The organism is Haloquadratum walsbyi J07HQW2 (assembly GCF_000415985.1).
Classification (GTDB): domain Archaea; phylum Halobacteriota; class Halobacteria; order Halobacteriales; family Haloferacaceae; genus Haloquadratum; species Haloquadratum walsbyi_B.
In genome coordinates, this window is sequence record NZ_KE356561.1 from 2,236,931 (window position 1) to 2,238,956 (window position 2,026).

2 other annotated features are annotated in these 2,026 nt (G+C 55.7%).

Annotated features, from left to right (window positions below):
* Positions 1-28: 28 nt before the first annotated feature.
* Positions 29-475 (forward strand) — a sequence feature (23S ribosomal RNA rRNA prediction is too short).
* Between the two features lie 46 nt (positions 476-521).
* Positions 522-2,026 (forward strand) — a sequence feature (23S ribosomal RNA rRNA prediction is too short).

A 2,026-nucleotide genomic window follows, 5' to 3' on the forward strand; every position in this document is an offset into this window, starting at 1 on the left:
AAGGCCCATCGAACTCGGCAACAGCTGGTTCCAGCCGACACATATCGAAGTATGCCCTCAGCCGAGGTAGTCTGCGAGGTAGAGCTACCGATTGGATAGTCCGCCTCCGAGAGGAGTCGGCTATGCTGTCAAACTCCAAACTTGCAGACGCCGCAGACGCTGGGAATCCGGATTGCGGGGTAAGCCTGTGATCCGTGAGGGAGACAACCCAGAGCAAGGTTAAGGTCCCCAAGTGTGGATTAAGTGCAACTGAAGGTTGTCTCGAGCCCTAAACAGCCGGGAGGTGAGCTTAGAAGCAGCTACCCTCTAAGAAAAGCGTAACAGCTTACCGGCCGAGGTTCGAGGCGCCCAAAATGATCGGGGCTCAAATCCACCACCGAGACCCTGCAATACTATTCAACGAGTAACTTCGTAGGCTTGGCGTACTGACCGGACGGAAGTACGGGCGAAAGCTCGTATGGACCGCTCAGTAACGATAATCCTGGTCACAGTAGCAGCAATAGTCGGGTGTGACCCCCGACGGCCTAACGAGCAAGGGTTCCTCGGCACTGCTAATCAGCCGAGGGTTAGCCGGTCCTAAGTCTGACCGTAATTCGACTCAGACAAACAGGGAAACTGGTTAATATTCCAGTGCCATCGTGTACTCTCGAACGCTTTCGGAAACAGTGAGCGGGGCCATCGCCCCGTCGAATCATGGAATCTCGTGGATGCCGTAACGGCACGAAGCGAGAGAATCATGAGACCGCGCAAGTCACTGGTACCAAGAGCCCGTGAAACAACACACGACGTCCGTACCGAGATCCGACACAGGTGCTCAGGCAGCGAAAGCCATGGCCCGTCGGGATCAACCGGCGTTAGGGAATTCGGCAAGTTAGTCCCGTACCTTCGGAAGAAGGGATGCCTGCTCCTGACCGAGCAGGTCGCAGTGACTCGGGCGCTCCGACTGTCTAGTAACAACATAGGTGACCGCAAATCCGCAAGGACTCGTACGGTCACTGAATCCTGCCCAGTGCAGGTATCTGAACACCTCGTACAAGAGGACGAAGGACCTGTTAACGGCGGGGGTAACTATGACCCTCTTAAGGTAGCGTAGTACCTTGCCGCTTCAGTAGCGGCTTGCATGAATGGATCAACGAGAGCGCCACTGTCCCAACGCTGGACCCGGTGAACTGTACGTTCCAGTGCGGAGTCTGGAGACCCCCAAGGGGAAGCGAAGACCCTATAGAGCTTTACTGCAGGCTGTCGCTGAGACATGGTCGCTGATGTGCAGCATAGGTAGGAGCCATCACACAGGTATCCGCGCCAGCGGATCACCGAGGCAATCAGTGAAATACTACCCGTCAGTGACTGTGACTCTCACTCCGGGAGGAAAACACCGGTAGCCGGGCAGTTTGACTGGGGCGGTACGCGCTCGAAAAGATATCGAGCGCGCCCAAAGGTCTCCTCACGTGAGTCGGAAACTCACAGACGAGCGCAAGAGCACACGGAGGCCTGACAGTGATCTTCCCAACGAGGATCGCTGACGCGAAAGCGTGGTCTAGCGAACCAACGAGGTTCAGAGATGGGACCCGTTGATGACAGAAAAGCTACCTTAGGGATAACAGAGTCGTCACTCGCAAGAGCACATATCGACCGAGTGGCTTGCTACCTCGATGTCGGTTCCCTCCATCCTGCCTGTGCAGACGCAGGCAAGGGTGAGGTTGTTCGCCTATTAAAGGAGGTCGTGAGCTGGGTTTAGACCGTCGTGAGACAGGTCGGCTGCTATCTATTGGGGGTGTAAGGTACTTGCGAGGAACGCTCGTATAGTACGAGAGGAACTACGAGTGGGTGCCACTGGTGTATCGGTTGTCCGACAGGGCAGTCGCCGAGCAGCCACGCACCACAGGGTAAGAGCTGAATGCATCTAAGCTCGAAACCTCCCTCAAAAAGAAGTACCAGAGAGGATCCTTCTAAAAGAGAAGGTAGATAGACTCGGGGTGTACGCATCGAGGCAACGAGATGTTGAGCCCGCGAGCACTAACAATCC